This is a genomic window from Mycobacterium sp. DL440, assembly GCF_011745145.1.
Taxonomy (GTDB): Bacteria; Actinomycetota; Actinomycetes; order Mycobacteriales; family Mycobacteriaceae; genus Mycobacterium.
Map to the genome: position 1 here is coordinate 585,991 of NZ_CP050191.1, position 15,309 is coordinate 601,299.

The following is a 15,309-nucleotide window of genomic DNA, read 5'->3' on the forward strand; positions in this document are numbered from 1 at the left end:
GTCGGCACACCGGCCGGAAGCCCCGAACCGGTCGAGAACCCCGCCGGGCCCGCGGGCACCCCGGTGACAGCACCGGCCTGACGGTCCAGTTCGGCGCGTAGTTCGTCGACGACGGCCGATGCCTCAGCGATCGCGCGTCGTGCCTCGGCCTGCAGGTCCGCAGCCACGCCAGGCTCATCGAGGTGGGGGGCCAGTGCCTCGGCGCGTTCCTCGAAGCGGTCGATGATCGTCTGTAGTCGTGACCTCGCCTCGGCCACCGCTGAGCCTGCGCGCCGGGCCGCGGCGCCCAGTAGCTGCGCCTGCGTGGCCAGGCCGCTCACTTCGGCCGACGTGTCCGCGGCGAAGTCGGCTGCCGCCGTTGCGGCTGTGCCCGACCAGTCGCCGCCGGCACGCTCCCAGGATTGCCCGAGCGCCGCGGCGATATCCGACAGGGCGGTATGCGCCGCGTCCAGTGCCGTCACGGCGGAGCCGGATTCGACCCGGCCACTGCCCACGAGGTCACGCAGCGCGTAGAGCGGCGTGGCCAGCGTGGCGGCGGATGCGGGCACCGCTACACCCGCGGCAACAGTGCAGCCGCCCGCTGACCGGCGGCGTCGTAGCCGGCGGCGGTGACCCCGGCGCTGACGGCACCCGCGCCGGCTCGGGCACTGAGCGCCGCTACCGCATCGATGTGTGCGCGGACGGATGCGTTGAAGGCGGCCACGAACCGTTCGCCGATCGGGCCGAGGGCGCCTCCCGGGGACGGCAGCGACCGCAGGGTTGCGGCCACCGCGCTGAGCTCGGCGGCGTGGGCGTGGAAGGCGCCACCAAGGGCGTCGATGGCCGCCGTGTCGGCGCGCAGGGTGTCGGCGGTCATGTGGTTTGGACGTCCGCCGTCCCCGATTGGTTCCCCCTGATTCGCGTCGCGTTCGGGTGGGCGTGCTCCCGCGTCCCCGGTGCGTCCCCGGCAGACCTGGCGTTCAGATGGCGGTGCCGCCGCCGTCGGCGTGCAATGTGGAGCCCGTGATGAATGCCGCCCGCGGCGAACTCAGGAACAGCACTGCGTGGGCAATCTCCTCCGGGGTGGCCGTGCGGCCCAAGGGCAGGGCGCGGCCGAGTTCCTCGTTGGTGTCGCCCCATTGGGCCGCGACGCCTTCGGTGCGGGTCGGCCCCGGCGCCACACTGTTGACTCGCACTCCGCCGGAACCGAATTCGGCAGCCCAGGTGCGGGTCAGCGATTCGACGGCGGCCTTGGACGCACTGTAGGTCGACGCACCGGGTACCCCTTTGGACGCGACCATCGAGGTGACGTTGACGATGCTGCCGCGGCCGCGTTCGAGCATGCCGCCCACCAGCTGGGCCACCAGGAAGTACGTGCCCCGCACATTGGTGTCGAACGTCCGCTCGAAGGAGGCGACATCCTGTTCGACGGTAAGCGCACCGGGAAATGCGGCCGCATTGTTGACCAGGATGTCGAGCTGATCGCATTGTTGAGCGAGACCTCGCACCGAGTCCAAGTCGGCGAGGTCGGCGCTGACGAACCGGACGTCCCCACCGAGCGCGGCCGCGGCGTCGCGTCCCCGCTTTTCGTCTCGTCCGGTGATGGTCACCGCCGCGCCCGCGTGGGCCAGCAGGTCGGCGCAGGCCAGTCCGATGCCCGCGGTACCGCCGGTGACCAGCGCGCTGCAACCGTTGAGTTCGTTCGATCCGGATTCCATTGTGTCCTCTCGTGGTTGGTCATGCGACATCGCGGGTGCCGCCGTCCTCGTGGGTCGTCCAGTGGTTGTCGGTGGCATCGGCGAGTGCGGCCCGCAGGCGTTCGCGGCTACGCGCGATACGTGACATCACGGTTCCCAGCGGGATTTCCATGCGCGCTGCGGTCTCGGCATAGGTGAAGCCCTCGATGTCGGCGTAGTACAACACTGTTCGGAAGCCCTCCGGCAGCGTCAGTACCGCGTCACGGAGCCGGTCGTCGCAGAACAGGTCGAGCGCCCGGTCCTCGGCGGAGCGCGCTGCGTTCGTGGAATGGATTGCGCTGCTGAGCATGTCGCTGTCGGTGAACTCAGCGACCATGAACGTGTCGGGACGACGCTGCTTCATTCGGTGTGTACTGATCCACCGGTTGTGCAAGATGCGGAACAGCCAGGCCCGCAGGTTGGTGCCCGGTTCGAACCTTCGGAAACCGGTGTAGGCGTTCATCAGGGTGTCCTGCACCAGGTCTTCGGCGTCGGCCGGGCTGTGCGTCAGCCGCCGCGCGGTGCGCAGTAGGACGGGGTGAAATGGCATGGCGTCGCGGGCAAACCGGGCCGCCAGTTGCGCGTCAGACTCGGCGATGAGGTCCTCGGCGTCGATGCTACGGGTCATCGGACGGCCACTGACGCGTTGTCGGCGAGCCGGCCGGCGAAGCTCGTGGAGAACAGTGTCGCTCGTCGGCACGGCAGGAGCGAGGGTTTCTCCAGGACAGCACCGCAGTACCGGGCCCGCGGATCAGCGACGACCTGATGGCCGTGCTGTTTGAGTTTGCTGACGAGTTTCGAGCCGATGAGCCCGGAACCGCCGATGACTACGACTCTCGTCATGATCAGAACTCCAGAGTTGAGGACAAGAACGAACGCCTCCTCAGCCTGAGTCGCGAAGGCTGGTAGCGGACCCTTGAGAATTCGTGGTTCCCGTAGTCCGTGGCCTCGACACCGGATAGACCTGCAGGGCGGCGGCACTGACAGTTAAGGTCAGCGCATGGATGTGCGCGTCGTCGACCACCCCCTTGCCGCGGCGCGGCTGACCACGCTGAGGGACGAGCGGACCGACAACGCTGGGTTCCGTGCCGCGCTGCGCGATCTGACGATGATGCTGGTGTACGAGGCGACCCGTGACGCGGCCTGCGAACAGATCGCGGTGCGCACCCCGGTGACCGAGACCACCGGGTCGCGGCTGGCCAATCCGCCACTGTTGGTGCCGGTGTTGCGAGCCGGGCTCGGGATGGTGGACCAGGCGCACGCCCTGATCCCGGAGGCGCAGGTCGGGTTCGTAGGGATGGCGCGCGACGAGACGACCCACCAGCCGACGCCCTACCTGGCGTCGCTGCCCGAAGACCTCAGCACGCGGTCGGTGTTCGTGCTCGACCCGATGCTGGCGACCGGCGGGTCGATGGCCTACACCATCGACCTGCTCCGGGAGCGCAACGCCGTCGATATCACCGCGGTGTGTGTGGTGTGCGCGCCGCAGGGCATCGCGGCGATCGAGAAGGTCGCCCCGGATATGCGGCTGATCACCGCGACCATCGACGAAGGTCTCAACGAGGTCGCCTACATCGTCCCGGGACTCGGGGACGCCGGCGATCGTCAGTTCGGTCCGCGCTAGGGGCCTCTGGCCGTCAGATACGGCCGGGACAACACGAGTGCGGTCGCGGTGGTGAGCACGAGTACATACACCGGCAACAGATGGATGAAGGTGGTGTACCCGATCGCGTAGTGCACGGCCAGCGCCGGCAGCGTGCCCGTCACGAATCCGATCAACAACGTCCACCACACCCAGCGTTCGCCGCGCCGGAATCCCCACAGCGCGATCAATGCGATCGCCACCCCGGAACCGACCAAGGCCCCGCCGAAACCGGCCCGGTCATGGGCGATGAAACTGAGTAGCTGCGGGTCAGCGGCTCGCAGGATCGCGCCGTGGGTGTGCAGGTAGCCAAGGTCGGTAGTGACGAACACGTCGGTCAGCCCGACGAAGGAGATGGTCGCCCCGGCGACGGCGAGCCCGGAGCCGAGGCCGATAAACAGCAGCTGACCCCACAATGCGCGCCGGCGCAGCGACTCCGGACCGTCGGGCAGCGAACGCCATCGGGGCGGGTCGGGCTTGTTCCACACCGCAGCCAGCAGCATCGGGAACAGCGTCACCACCACCAGAGTGTGCAGCGGATCGACGAAACCTGTTCCGACGAAGTAGAACAGGGTGAGGAACGCGACGAGTCCCGAGATCAGTAACGTGGTGCGGGCCCATCCCAGCCCACGCCTGATGCCGCCCCAGGACAGTCCCGCGTAGAGCGCTCCGAGGCCGATCATGTTGCCCGCCATGCTGATCCGGTCATGCTGGATGAAATGCACCAGGTTGTCGTTGATCCGGCGCAGGTCATCCACTCCGAGGCCGAGATACGAGCGGTCATAGCTCAACAACACGGGGCCGAGCGTGATGGCTCCCGCACCGACACCTGCCACGATCAAACCGAGTCCGGCCAGCACACCCCACAACCAGCCCGGCCAGCGAAACGGGTTGAGTCCGGCATCGGCCAGGCTGGGCGGTGGCGTCGAGGTCTGCGAGGCCGCCTCGATCACGCGGTTGAACCAGCCCGGTCCGGTTGCCAGCAGTACCGCCGGCCGGGCCAGCACGACGGTGTCCGGATCCTGCAGCGCCGCAACGGCGGCGGCGACGTCAGGATCGGTCAGGTAGCGCTCCTCGCTCCCCGCTCCGATGACCACCTCGTCGACGTCATGGGCGAGCAGGTCTGCGACCTCTGCGGAATCCGCCCGGGCGACGACGCGACAGCGGCGACCGGCGGCGGCCCGGCGTACGGTTTCGACATCGGCGGCGCTCACCGGCGCGATCTCGATGATGCTGGCACCTTGAACTGGCAACACCAGCACGGCGTCGCGGGCCACCGACGGCGGGACCACCGCGCCGAAGCGTCCCTCCCACTCGGGCGGGACCGGCGGATGATCGAAAACCCTTGGGATCCAGCGGTACCCGCCTGCTGTGACGAGCGTGGCCAGAAGCCGAAGCGCCCACCGCTGCGTACGATGTTCCCCGATGACTGCGGACGCGATGGGACGAAGCGGTTGGTAGGTCCAGTCCGGCATTACGTTTCCGGTTACCAGCGCGCAGCGGCGTCGGCGAGGTCCTGGCTGAGCTTCTGGGCGTGGGCCCGGGCCGTATCCAGATCATCAGTCGGTGAACAACGAACCTCGGTGTAGGACTTGAGTTTCGGTTCGGTTCCTGACGGGCGGACCACCACCCGGACGGAGGTGCCGGCTTCGTCGCCGGTGAAGATCAGCGCATCGGTGCGTTGCTGCCCCCGCCGCTCCAGCAGATCCTCGACAGTGACGGCGATGCCGGCCAGTTCGGTCGGTGGGGCCTCGCGTAGCCGGGCCATGGCGGCGCCGGCGTCGTCGACGTGGCGGGTAACCGCTCCTGTCACATGCGTGCCGTGCACCTTCGCCAGAGCATCGAGGGCATCGAGCATGGTGCGGCCCTGATCGCGCAGCGCGGCTGTCAGGTCGGTGGCGAGGATAGCGGCGGTGATCCCGTCCTTGTCACGTACCGAGGCCGGGTCGACACAATGCCCGATCGCCTCCTCGTAGGCGTAGACCAGGGTGTTGCCGGGGGACTGGGAGCGGGCCAACCACTTGAAACCGGTGAGGGTTTCAGCGTGCTGGGCCCCGTGTGCTGCCGCGATGGCCGCCAGCATCCGCGAGGACACCACGGTGCTGGCCACCAGGGCGGCTTCGCTGACAGGGCCGGGTTCGAGCTGAGACAGGATGTAATCGCCCAGCAGCCAGCCGGTTTCGTCGCCGGTGAGCATGCGCCAACCATCCGGGCCGGGCACCCCGACTGCGCACCGGTCGGCATCGGGGTCCAAGGCGATCGCGATCTCGGCGTCGATGTCGTCGGCCAGGGCCAGTAGCGCGTCGACCGCCCCCGGCTCTTCGGGATTGGGGAAGCTGACCGTGGGGAAGTCCGGGTCGGGGTTGAACTGTTCCTCGACCACGTGCACATCGTCGAATCCGGCCAGGGCTAGGGCATCAAGGGCGTACTCGCCACCGACCCCGTGCAGCGGGGTCAGCGCCACCCGCACCGAACCGGTGCTGCGGCGGACCCGGGCGGCCCGCTCCAGGTACGCGTATACCTGGTGCCGTCCGCCGGTTTCCACTGCGGCCCTGCGGATCTCGTCTGCATGTGGCGCCCGGGCCACCGCGGCCTCGATCTCCCGGTCGGCGGGGGAGATGATCTGCATGCCACCGTCGAGAAACACTTTGTAACCGTTGTCCGTCGGCGGATTGTGTGACGCCGTGATCTGGACGCCGGCCACGGCAGGCAGGTGCCGAACGGTATAGGCGACTACCGGGGTGGGGACCGAGGCCATCATGAGAACGACCTGGAAACCTTCGGCGGCAAGGACTTCGGCGGCCGCCAGGGCGAACTCGTCGGAGCGGTGCCGCGCATCTCGGCCCACCACCACGTGGGACCTTCCCAGGCCTCTGTCCTTGAGAACCTGGGCCAGCGCCCAGGTGGTGCGGATGACGACGGCCAGATTCATCGCATCGGGCCCGCCTCGCAACGGTCCGCGTAGCCCGGCGGTGCCGAAGGTCAGCGGATTGCTGAACCGCCGGTCGAGCTCGTCGGGGCTGCAGGCGGACAGTTCGGCCGCGGTCTGCGGGTCAGGGTCATGCGCGATCCATTCGGCGGCGGCGGTCGCGATGGTGGTCATGACCCAAGTGTGCCCGCAGCGGCGTCCGAGTACGCCAGCTTGCGCAGGACGGGTGCCACCAGCATCAGCAGATCGACCTCCAAATCGGTGAGGTTCTCTCGCATCGTGGCGTGCAGCCAGGCGTCGCGTTCGGCCCGGTCGGCCTGCAGCAACGCCGTACCTTCTGCGGTGATCTCGATGAGCTGACGGCGCCGGTCGTGGTCGTCGGGACGCCGGGCGATCAGCCCACGGCGGAGCAGTTCGTTGATGCTGTCGGTGAGCGACTGAGCCCGCACGTGCAGCCGGGCGCCCATCTCGGCCGGAGTGGTGGTTCCGCTGCGACCGGCCTCACCGAGCAGTTCCAGCTGGCTCAACGTCAGGCCGTGATCTGGACGGTGCCGACGCATCTGACGGGTCACCGCCATCATCGACTCGCGTAGTTCAGTCGCCGACGTTGCTGTCATAAGCAAGTTATACCTTGGTACCTGGTGCAGTCAGAGCATTTGGATCGAATCTGGCCGTGAATATTGTGAAGGGATGCCTTATTATCTCGATGGGAGGTGGAAGACGCGGATGACACGGACGCTGCGGTGGGGGTTGCTCGTCGTCGCGACTGTCGCCGTCACCGTCCCGCTCACCCTCATCGACGTCCCCTCGGCCGCGCTGTTCGCCGGTCTCGCGGTCGGCGTCGCGTTGGCGCTGGTCTCGCTGGCCCCGGAACGGATGCCGCGCCCGGCGGGGGTGATCGCCCAGGGCGTGCTCGGCGTCTACATCGGCACGATGGTCCATCAGGATGCCGTCAGTGCGCTCGGATCGGACTGGCTGATCGTGCTGGTGATCACCGCGGCCACGTTGCTGCTCAGCATTGTCGCCGGCGGGTTGCTCGGCCTGCACCGCGACGTCAGCCCGCTGACCGGATCGCTCGCACTGGTGGCAGGCGGCGCGTCGGGTCTGGTGGCCATCGCGCGTGAACTCGGCGGCGACGATCGCGTCGTCTCGGTCGTCCAATACCTGCGGGTCGCCCTCGTCACTGCGACCATTCCGCTCGTGGTGACCATGGTCTTCCATGCCGATCGATCGCATCCGGCGTCGGCACAGGGCAAAACTGCCTCGGCGCCTTGGTATCTCAGCCTGGCAATGCTGGCCGTGATCGTCGCTGTTGGAGTCGTCGGCGGCCGGTGGGCCAGGTTGCCGGGCGCCGGACTGCTGGGCCCGCTGGCCCTGACGGTGACACTGCAGCTCACCGGCGTGTCCTTCGGGCTGGCCGTCCCGCTGTTGCTGGTGCAGGCCGCCTACATGGTGATCGGCTGGCAGGCCGGCATCGCCTTCACCCGCGACTCGCTACGGGCGATCGGCCGGATACTCCCGCTGGCGCTGACCTTGATCGTGGTGCTCGGCGTGGCAACCGCCGGCCTCGGGGTGGTGCTGGCAAACGTCACCGGGATGACGCAACTGGAGGGCTACCTGGCGACCAGTCCGGGCGGAGTCTATGCGGTGCTGGCCACCGCGGTGGAAACCGGCTCGAATGTCACGTTCATCATCGCCGCTCAGGTGCTGAGGGTGCTGCTGATGTTGTTCGCAGCGCCGCTGATGGCCCGGGTGATGGTGCGGTGGGCCAGTCAGAGGCGTGCGATCACCGAAGCCAGCAGGGAACCCATCCGGGTTGCGGATTGACGCCCGGCCTCGAGTACCTCGACGTGGCTGAGCGGTTCACCTGTCATACCGGCAGCCAGATTGGTCACCATCGAGATGCCCAGCACCCGCAGGCCGGCGGCTCGGGCGGCGATCGTCTCGTGCACCGTCGACATGCCGACCAGGTCAGCTCCCAGGGTGCGCAGCATCCGGATCTCGGCCGGGGTTTCGTAATGGGGGCCGGGCAATCCGGCGTAAACGCCCTCGGCCAGGGTCGGTTCGATCTCTCGGGCCAGAGCTCGAAGTCCGGGGGAGTAGGCGTCGACCAGGTCGACGAACTGCGCACCGACCAGCGGCGACCGCGCTGTGAGGTTGAGGTGGTCGCTGATCAGCACCGGCTGCCCGACCTGATATTCGGCACGCAGTCCGCCGGCGGCGTTGGTCAGCACCACGGTGGACACACCCGTGGCCGCTGCCGTCCGGACCGGATGGACCACGTGCTGTAGGTCGTGGCCCTCATAGGCGTGGATGCGCCCGGCCAGCACCAGCACCCGGTGACTCCCGAGGCGCACCGAGTGCACCAGGCCGCCGTGGCCGGTCGCGGTCGGGGGGGTGAAGCCGGGAAGATCGGCCATCGGCACCGTTGCCACCGGGTCGCCCAACTCGACCACCGCGGGTGCCCAACCCGAGCCGAGCACGACCGCGACATCGTGGCGTTCGACGCCTGTCCGTTCGGCGATGGCGGCGGCTGCCTGGCTGGATGCCTGGGAATCGGTCACGATAGGCGAGCTTAACCGCCGGAAAGCGCCGTGATGAGCGCTCGCGCGAAGCGCAAATCCGCACAGTGAGATACTGCGAGGATGCCCTCCGCCACCGCCTCGCTGAGCGTCGAAGACGCGATCAACCGGCGTCGTGGCGACCTCGTCGAACTCTCCCACTCGATACACGCCGAGCCGGAGTTGGCCTTCGCCGAGCACCGCAGCTGCGCCAAGACCCAGGCGCTGGTGGCCGAGTACGGATTCGAGATCACCGCGTCGGCCGGAGGACTGGACACCGCGTTCCGGGCCTCCTACGGCAGCGGCCCGCTGGTGGTCGGCATCTGCGCGGAGTACGACGCGCTGCCCGAGATCGGGCATGCCTGCGGACACAACATCATCGCGGCCTCGGCGGTCGGTACCGCGCTGGCCCTGGCCGGGGTCGCCGACGAACTCGGGCTGACCGTGGTACTCGTCGGAACCCCGGCCGAGGAACTCGGTGGCGGAAAAGTCTTGCTGCTCAACGCCGGTGTGTTCGACGACATCGCCGCGACGGTGATGCTGCATCCCGGCCCCGTGGACATCGCCGCCGCCCGCTCGCTGGCGCTTTCCGAGGTGACGGTGAACTACACCGGCCGGGAATCGCACGCAGCCGTGGCCCCCTACCTGGGCCTCAACGCCGGCGACGCGGTCACCGTCGCGCAGGTCGCGATCGGTCTGCTGCGCCAGCAGCTCATGCCGGGACAGATGGTGCACGGCATCGTCACCCACGGCGGTCAGGCCACCAACGTCATCCCCGGCCGGGCCGAGATGCGCTACACCATGCGGGCCACCGACATGTCGTCGTTGCGTGCGCTGGAAGACCGGATGGCCGGCTGTTTCTCGGCCGGAGCGCTCGCGACGGGGTGCGAGCATCGGGTCACCGAGATCGGCCCGCCGTACGCCGAGCTGGTGCCCGATCCGTGGCTCTCGGAGACCATCCGCGCCGAGATGCTGCGCCTGGGCCGTAACCCGTTGCCGGAGAACGTGGAGGCAAGTGTGCCACTGGGCAGTACCGATATGGGCAACATCAGTCAGGTGATGCCCGGCATTCACCCGGTGATCGGCATCGACTCCGGTGGCGCCGCGATCCACCAGCCGGCTTTCACTGCCGCAGCGGTGGGTCCGAGCGCCGACAAGGCCGTGTTGGAAGGTGCAATCATGTTGGCCCGCAGCGTTGTTCAGCTGGCTGAGACGCCTGCGCAGCGGGACCGTGTGTTGGATGCGCTGCAGAGGAGGCGGGCTTCATGAGTGTGCTGCAGCACGCTGCTGCCCGCTGGCTGTCGGCCAACTACGACGAGATGGTGTCGTGGCGCCGTCACCTCCACGCCCATCCGGAACTGGGCCGTCAGGAGTTCGCCACCACCGAATTCGTGGCCCGCCACCTGGCCGAGGCCGGGCTGAACCCCAAAGTGCTGCCCGGTGGTACCGGATTGACGTGTGACTTCGGGCCCGAGGACCGTCCGCGGATCGCGCTGCGCGCTGACATGGACGGCTTGCCGATGGCCGACCGGACCGGCGCGCCCTATGCCTCCACGGTGCCCAACGTCGCGCACGCCTGCGGACACGATGCACACACCGCCGTGCTGCTGGGCACGGCGATGGCTCTGGCGTCGGTGCCCGAGCTGCCGGTCGGGGTCCGGTTGCTGTTCCAGGCCGCCGAGGAACTGATGCCGGGCGGCGCGATCGACGCGATCAACGCGGGCGTGCTGACCGGGGTGAGCCGGATCTTCGCGCTGCACTGCGATCCGCGGCTGGTCGTGGGTCAGGTGGCGACCAAGCCGGGACCGATCACCTCCGCGGCTGATTCCATCGAGATCACCCTGCATTCGCCGGGCGGGCACACCTCCCGGCCGCATCTGACCGGTGACCTGGTTTACGGGCTCGGGACCCTGATCACCGGAGTGCCCGGCGTGCTGTCCCGTCGTATCGATCCCCGTCACGACACCGTGATGGTGTGGGGTGCGGTCAATGCCGGTGTGGCCGCCAACGCCATCCCGCAGATCGGCACCCTCGCGGGGACGATCCGCACCGCAAGTCGCGATACCTGGCTGACGCTGGAATCGATTGTGGAAGAGACGGTTACCGCGCTGCTCGCGCCGCTCAACATCACGCACAGCCTCAACTACCGGCGAGGCGTGCCCCCGGTCGTCAACGAAGAGGTGTCGACGCGCATCCTCACCCACGCCATCGAAGCCATCGGCCCCGACGTACTCGCCGACACTCATCAGTCCGGCGGCGGCGAGGACTTCTCCTGGTACCTCGAAGATGTGCCGGGCGCGATGGGCCGACTAGGCGTGTGGAGCGGACAAGGACCACAACTTGATCTGCATCAGCCCACGTTCGACATCGACGAGCGGGCATTGGGCGTCGGCGTGCGCACGATGGTCAACATCATCGAGGCCTCTGCGTAACTATTTTTCACCGCGAGCGTGCGTGTTTGCCGCCCAACACGCCGTATTTTGCCGACATTTTGGTGTCACTCGTCGCGCACGAGCGCCCATAGGCTGTCGACATGACCTCTGCGCCCGACGACCAACTGGCTTTGGCGGCCGCCGCGGTGCGGGAGGCCGAATCCCTCAAGCGCCAGCTGAACACCGCTCGATCGCACACCGAGGAGTCCACCGCGCGCGCCCGAGCGGCCGAGGGACGGCTGCAGACGGAGGCCCGTGACGTCCACAAGCTGGAATCGTTGTCGCTGACCAAGATCTGGTCGCAACTCAAGGGCTCGCACGAGGACGATGTGGCCCGCGAAACCGCCGAGCATCTGACCGGCCGACTCGCTGCGCTCGGTGATGTCGGGTTCGGCATGGAGCGCGCCCTGACCGCAAAAGAACGCTGGGTGCAGGACAACGATGGCCCCGGAGTTGCCCGACTTCTCGAAATCGCCGAATTGCGTGGGCAATTGACGGCTGAGATCAACGAGCTGGTGGAGGCGAGCTCCGCCGGGCAGCGGGCGCTGAAGGAGCTGCGCACCGCCGCTGCGCAGCTCGACAGCGCCCGGTCGTGGTCGGCCTACGACACCTGGTTCGACGGCGGATTAATCGCCAGCGTGGTCAAACAGGACAGGCTCGACGCTGTGGCCATGTCGCTGCGTTCGGCCGACGCCGATCTCAAGCGGTTCAGCACCGAACTCGCCGATGTCCACATGGAGGGCGCCAGGCTCGTCGAACTCGACTCTTTCACAAGGGTTTTCGATGTGTGGTTCGACAACTTCTTCACCGATTTCGCGGTGCGTGAACGGATCATCGGCGCACAGGAGAAGGCCGACCAGGCCATCGCGGGCGTCAAGCGCACCCTGACTGACCTCGACCAGCGCACCAAGGGCTGTACCCGCGAGTTCAATCGGCTGACCGCCGAGCGCGCGGACCTTCTCGTGCCCTGACTCCTCACCGCGAGCGTGCGTGTCTGCCGCCCAACACTCCGCACGTCACCAGCATTGTGCGAACACTCGCCACCCGCCGGTTGTGCACAGCGCGCTGTTCATCCACAGATGTGGATTACGGCCTTCCGAAGCCGTTGCGCACCAACGAAGCTCGTCAGCATGGACCAGCAACTGATGCGAGTGTTCGACGAGCAGAATGGTGTGGCCACCAGTGGTCAGATCCTCACCTACATGACGCGGCACGCGTTCGAATGTGCAGTCGATTGCGGTGAGATGGAGAGGGTGTGGCATGGCATCTACACCCGAGGTGAGCCTACGGATCAGTTGCTCTTGCACGGTCTGGATCTCTCTTGTGGCAAGAAGGTGCCGCTGTGTCTGACGAGTGCTGCCGCTGTGCACGGGTTCGACACCGAGGGATCGCCTGACCTGCACGTCCTCAATCCTCCGGGTGGCCAGTTGCGGTCTGTCGACGGATTGGTGGTGCATCGGCGGGACGGCGCGCCGCTCACCGTCGTGGATGGCAGATACGTCACCGCGCCGGCATGGACGGCCGTCGAGGTGGCTCGTGCATTACGCCGCCCGCGCGCCCTGGCCACGCTGGACTCCGCGCTACGAAGCGGTACCTGTAACCGCACCGAACTCTGGTGCGCAGCTATTGAGCAGGCCGGCCGTCGCGGCATTGTCGCCGTCCGTGACCTCATTGCGCTAGCCGATGAGCGCGCCGAGTCTCCGATGGAGAGTGAAGCGCGGCTCGTGATGCTCGACGGAGGCTTGCCCGCGCCCGAACTCCAGTACGAGGTCATCGACGGCAACGGCCAGGTCAGGCGGCTGGACTTCGCCTGGCCCGGGCAACAGGTCGCTGTCGAGTACGACAGCCTGGATTGGCACGGCAGTCCTGATGCGCTGCGCGACGACCGCAGGCGAACCGCCGCGCTGATGGACGTCGGGTGGATCGTCATCGCGATCGTGTTCGAGGACGTGCGGTACCGCGGCGGGGAGATGGTGGCCAGGATCAGCGCGCAGTTGAGCCACGCTCGGGCGGCGTGAGGGTGCGCAAGATGTTGATGAAATGCGGCGTGGCGGACGGCAGACACGCACGCTCGCGGAGAAAACTACGGTCCGATGTTGCGTGCAGGGCGGGTGCGCAGATCGTGCACATAGGAATCGGGTGCTCCGGCGATCTCCGCGGCGTCGGCCATCACCCCGAGATAGCGGGCCGAGGGCAGGCCGCCCTCCCAGGCGTCGACCACATACAGCCAGGCCAGCACCGGGTCGATGTTGGTGTCCGACGACAACCGGTCCACCCGGCAGCGGATCTTCTTGTGGAACCCGAGCTCAGAACCCTCCCAGTGGTCCAGGCTCTGTTCATCGGCTGACGTCATGTCGTAGAGCACGACGAAAACCTTCGCCAGCGGGTCTTCGACGACGGTGGCCAGCGCGCCTTCCCAGCCGATGTCCTCACCGCCGAACGTCAACCGCCAGCCATGCAGCCACCCGGTACCCGCCATCGGGGAGTGCGGAGCCCGCTCGAGCATTTGCTCCGGATGCATATTGGACCCGTAGGCGGCGTACAGCGGCACGGTAAGACAGCTTAGTGCGCAAAGTTGGTTAGGTTGGTGCGGTGGCTACCCGCATCGTGATCATCGGCGGCGGACCCGCCGGCTATGAGGCGGCCCTTGTCGCCGCTGCCCGCGGCCCAGAGGTCGCTCATGTCACCATCGTCGACTGCGACGGCATCGGCGGTGCCTGCGTGCTGTGGGACTGTGTGCCGTCCAAGACGTTCATCGCCTCCACGGGTGTGCGCACCGAACTGCGGCGCGCTCCCAACCTGGGGTATTCGCTGGATTTCGAGCAGTCCAAGATCTCACTGCCCCAGATCAACGAGCGGGTGAAGAACCTGGCGGCGGCGCAGTCCGGCGACATCACGGAGCGGTTGCGCAACGAAGGCATCGAGTTGATCGCAGGCCGCGGGGAGCTGATCGACGACGTCCCCGGCATGGCCCAGCACCGCGTCAAGGTCACCGGCCCCGACGGCGCGGTCAGTCAGCTGACCGCCGATGTGGTGCTGATCGCCACCGGTGCCAGCCCGCGGGTCCTGCCCAACGCCGCACCCGACGGGGAACGCATCCTCAACTGGCGCCAGCTCTACGACCTCGAAGCACTGCCCGAACATCTTGTGGTGGTGGGGTCAGGTGTCACCGGCGCCGAGTTCGTCAACGCCTACACCGAACTCGGGGTGACCGTGACGGTCGTGGCCAGCCGCGACCAGATCCTGCCGCACGAGGACTCCGACGCCGCCGCCGTGCTGGAGGAGGTGTTCTCCGAACGCGGTGTCACCCTCGTCAAGAACGCCCGCGCTGAGTCGGTCACCCGCACCGAGCACGGGGTCCGCGTCAGCATGGCCGATGGCCGCGTCGTCGACGGCAGTCATGCCCTGATGACGGTCGGATCGGTTCCCAACACGAGCGGTCTCGGTCTGGATCGTGTCGGCATCGCGCTCGGGCACGGCAACTACCTCAAGGTCGACCGGGTGTCGCGGACCTCGGTACCGGGCATCTATGCGGCAGGTGACTGCACCGGCCTGCTGCCGCTGGCCTCGGTGGCAGCCATGCAGGGACGCATCGCGATGTATCACGCCCTGGGCGAGGCGGTGGCCCCGATCCGGCTGCGAACCGTCGCCGCCGCAGTGTTCACCCGCCCTGAGATCGCCGCGGTCGGCGTTCCGCAGGCCGCCATCGATGACGGGTCCGTGCCTGCGCGCACTCTGACCCTGCCGCTCAACACGAATGCCCGGGCCAAGATGTCCAGCCTGCGCCGCGGCTTCGTGAAGATCTTCTGCCGCCCGGCCACCGGGGTGGTGATCGGCGGGGTGGTGGTGGCGCCGATCGCCTCCGAGCTGATCCTGCCGATCGCCCTGGCCGTGCAGAACGGCATTCCGGTCGATGAGCTGGCCCAGACGTTTTCGGTGTACCCGTCGCTGTCCGGATCGATCACCGAGGCGGCGCGGCAATTGATGAAACACGACGACCTGGACTAGAGAATCGGGCGGATCCCATGCC

Annotated in this window: 16 protein-coding genes and 1 pseudogene; 7 read left to right on the forward strand and 10 right to left on the reverse strand. The window is 67.8% G+C overall.

Annotation, left to right across the window (positions count from 1 at the left end):
• From HBE63_RS02880 to HBE63_RS02900, 5 genes and pseudogenes are all read right to left on the reverse strand, one after another.
• Window positions 1–548: pseudogene (locus tag HBE63_RS02880) on the reverse strand (glycoside hydrolase); the annotation flags it as partial.
• A gap of 2 nt (window positions 549–550) precedes the next feature.
• On the reverse strand, window positions 551–856 hold the full coding sequence (locus tag HBE63_RS02885) for a hypothetical protein (RefSeq protein WP_243858469.1): 306 nt from the start codon (window positions 854–856) through the stop codon (window positions 551–553).
• A 103-nt stretch (window positions 857–959) separates the two neighbouring features.
• The gene (locus HBE63_RS02890) at window positions 960–1,697 is read right to left on the reverse strand and encodes an SDR family NAD(P)-dependent oxidoreductase (RefSeq protein WP_166903101.1); all 738 of its coding nucleotides are present in this window, start codon (window positions 1,695–1,697) and stop codon (window positions 960–962) included.
• Window positions 1,698–1,716: 19 nt separating this feature from the next.
• Entirely contained in the window at window positions 1,717–2,343 is a 627-nt protein-coding gene (locus tag HBE63_RS02895) for a sigma-70 family RNA polymerase sigma factor (RefSeq protein WP_166903103.1), read from the reverse strand.
• Complete coding sequence (locus HBE63_RS02900; RefSeq protein WP_166903105.1) at window positions 2,340–2,558, reverse strand: NAD-dependent epimerase/dehydratase family protein; 219 nt, start codon at window positions 2,556–2,558, stop codon at window positions 2,340–2,342. The genes HBE63_RS02895 and HBE63_RS02900 overlap by 4 nt, the downstream gene beginning before the upstream one ends.
• Before the next feature lie 157 nt (window positions 2,559–2,715).
• Here HBE63_RS02900 and upp point away from each other — a divergent pair, with 157 nt between their 5' ends.
• Window positions 2,716–3,339 carry a uracil phosphoribosyltransferase gene (gene upp, locus HBE63_RS02905; RefSeq protein ID WP_166903107.1) on the forward strand — a complete coding sequence of 208 codons (624 nt, stop codon included), beginning with the start codon at window positions 2,716–2,718 and terminating at the stop codon, window positions 3,337–3,339.
• Here upp and HBE63_RS02910 read toward each other — a convergent pair.
• The 3 genes from HBE63_RS02910 to HBE63_RS02920 are packed head-to-tail and all read right to left on the reverse strand — an operon-like array spanning window position 3,336 to window position 6,903.
• Window positions 3,336–4,832, reverse strand: coding sequence for a hypothetical protein (locus HBE63_RS02910; protein ID WP_166903109.1), 1,497 nt, complete (start codon window positions 4,830–4,832; stop codon window positions 3,336–3,338). The genes upp and HBE63_RS02910 overlap by 4 nt on opposite strands.
• 11 nt (window positions 4,833–4,843) lie before the next feature.
• Window positions 4,844–6,460 carry a phospho-sugar mutase gene (locus HBE63_RS02915; protein ID WP_166903111.1) on the reverse strand — a complete coding sequence of 539 codons (1,617 nt, stop codon included), beginning with the start codon at window positions 6,458–6,460 and terminating at the stop codon, window positions 4,844–4,846.
• Window positions 6,457–6,903: a MarR family winged helix-turn-helix transcriptional regulator gene (locus HBE63_RS02920; protein ID WP_166903113.1), complete on the reverse strand. Its 447-nt coding sequence runs from the start codon at window positions 6,901–6,903 to the stop codon at window positions 6,457–6,459. Before HBE63_RS02920 ends, HBE63_RS02915 begins: the two co-directional genes overlap by 4 nt.
• Before the next feature lie 109 nt (window positions 6,904–7,012).
• On the opposite strand from HBE63_RS02920, the gene HBE63_RS02925 reads away from it, so the two are divergent.
• A complete protein-coding gene (locus HBE63_RS02925; protein WP_166903115.1) occupies window positions 7,013–8,113 on the forward strand; it encodes an AbrB family transcriptional regulator in 1,101 nt (366 codons plus the stop codon).
• Here HBE63_RS02925 and HBE63_RS02930 read toward each other — a convergent pair.
• Window positions 8,059–8,853: a purine-nucleoside phosphorylase gene (locus HBE63_RS02930; RefSeq protein WP_371815004.1), complete on the reverse strand. Its 795-nt coding sequence runs from the start codon at window positions 8,851–8,853 to the stop codon at window positions 8,059–8,061. The genes HBE63_RS02925 and HBE63_RS02930 overlap by 55 nt on opposite strands.
• Before the next feature lie 78 nt (window positions 8,854–8,931).
• Between HBE63_RS02930 and HBE63_RS02935 the strand changes: the two genes are divergently transcribed.
• The 4 genes from HBE63_RS02935 to HBE63_RS02950 all read left to right on the forward strand — a co-directional run bounded on the left by HBE63_RS02935 (window position 8,932) and on the right by HBE63_RS02950 (window position 13,297).
• Window positions 8,932–10,116 (forward strand): M20 family metallopeptidase, encoded by a 1,185-nt coding sequence (locus tag HBE63_RS02935; RefSeq protein ID WP_166903120.1) that lies wholly within the window; start codon window positions 8,932–8,934, stop codon window positions 10,114–10,116.
• On the forward strand, window positions 10,113–11,279 hold the full coding sequence (locus HBE63_RS02940; RefSeq protein WP_166903121.1) for a M20 family metallopeptidase: 1,167 nt from the start codon (window positions 10,113–10,115) through the stop codon (window positions 11,277–11,279). The genes HBE63_RS02935 and HBE63_RS02940 overlap by 4 nt, the downstream gene beginning before the upstream one ends.
• A 101-nt stretch (window positions 11,280–11,380) precedes the next feature.
• On the forward strand, window positions 11,381–12,250 hold the full coding sequence (locus HBE63_RS02945; RefSeq protein ID WP_166903123.1) for a hypothetical protein: 870 nt from the start codon (window positions 11,381–11,383) through the stop codon (window positions 12,248–12,250).
• Window positions 12,251–12,409: 159 nt separating this feature from the next.
• Window positions 12,410–13,297 (forward strand): hypothetical protein, encoded by an 888-nt coding sequence (locus HBE63_RS02950; protein ID WP_166903125.1) that lies wholly within the window; start codon window positions 12,410–12,412, stop codon window positions 13,295–13,297.
• Between the two features lie 65 nt (window positions 13,298–13,362).
• Here HBE63_RS02950 and HBE63_RS02955 read toward each other — a convergent pair whose 3' ends face one another.
• The gene (locus tag HBE63_RS02955; RefSeq protein ID WP_166903127.1) at window positions 13,363–13,830 is read right to left on the reverse strand and encodes a gamma-glutamylcyclotransferase; all 468 of its coding nucleotides are present in this window, start codon (window positions 13,828–13,830) and stop codon (window positions 13,363–13,365) included.
• A 41-nt stretch (window positions 13,831–13,871) separates the two neighbouring features.
• Between HBE63_RS02955 and HBE63_RS02960 the strand changes: the two genes are divergently transcribed.
• Window positions 13,872–15,287 carry an NAD(P)H-quinone dehydrogenase gene (locus HBE63_RS02960; RefSeq protein WP_166903129.1) on the forward strand — a complete coding sequence of 472 codons (1,416 nt, stop codon included), beginning with the start codon at window positions 13,872–13,874 and terminating at the stop codon, window positions 15,285–15,287.
• The last annotated feature ends 22 nt before the right edge of the window (window positions 15,288–15,309 follow it).